Origin of the sequence: Pseudomonas sp. 21615526 (assembly GCF_013386245.1) — a bacterium.
In the GTDB taxonomy this organism is placed as follows: domain Bacteria; phylum Pseudomonadota; class Gammaproteobacteria; order Pseudomonadales; family Pseudomonadaceae; genus Aquipseudomonas.
Genome location: NZ_JACAOM010000159.1, coordinates 1 through 770, shown reverse-complemented (window position 1 = coordinate 770; position 770 = coordinate 1). Strand labels below are relative to the sequence as shown.

At 61.0% G+C, this 770-nt stretch carries 1 protein-coding gene; it reads right to left on the bottom strand.

Annotated elements, in window-relative coordinates:
• Positions 1-23: 23 nt before the first annotated feature.
• On the bottom strand, positions 24-770 hold a 747-nt coding region (locus HX786_RS29640; protein WP_178912977.1), incomplete at its 5' end, for a glycine betaine ABC transporter substrate-binding protein.

Below are 770 nucleotides of genomic sequence, written 5' to 3'. Positions count from 1 at the left end.
CCCACATTTTGATCTTCATTTGCTCAGGGCTTGAGGCTGGCCTGCACCGCCGCCACGCCGTCCTTGCCATCCAGGGTCGTTACACCCGCCAGCCAGCGCTGCAAATCCTCGGGGTTGTCGCGCAACCATTGTTTGGCCACCTCCTGCGGCGTCTTGCGGTCCATGATCGGCACCATCAACTGGCTTTCCTGGGCCGCGGTGTAGGTCAGGTTTTCCAGCAGGCGTGTCACGTTGGGGCAACGTTCGGCGTAATCCGGCGCCGTCACCGTGGAGACCGTGGCCATGCCTTCGTTGGCACCGAACACATCTTCACTGCCGGTCAGGTACGCCATTTTCATGTTGATGTTCATCGGGTGTGGGGTCCAGCCGACAAACACCACGAACTCCTTGCGATTCACTGCCCGCTGCACCGCCGCCAGCATGCCTGCCTCGCCGGACGCCACCAGCTTGAAGCCGCCGAGGCCAAAGCGGTTGCTGTCGATCATTTTCTGGATATCGGTATTGGCACCGCTGCCCGGCTCGATGCCATAGATCTTGCCGCCCAGTTTGTCCTTGAAGCGGGCAATGTCGGCAAAGGTTTTCAAGCCGGCGTCGGCAACGTACTGCGGCACCGCCAGCGTCGCTTGGGCGTCGGACAGGCTCGGCCTGTCGAACACCTTGACCTGCTTGGCCGCGAGGAATGGCGCGATGTTGTTGTCCATCGCCGGTTTCCAGTAGCCGAGGAAGATATCCAGGCGTTTGTCGCGGATGCCGGCAAAGATGATTTGCTG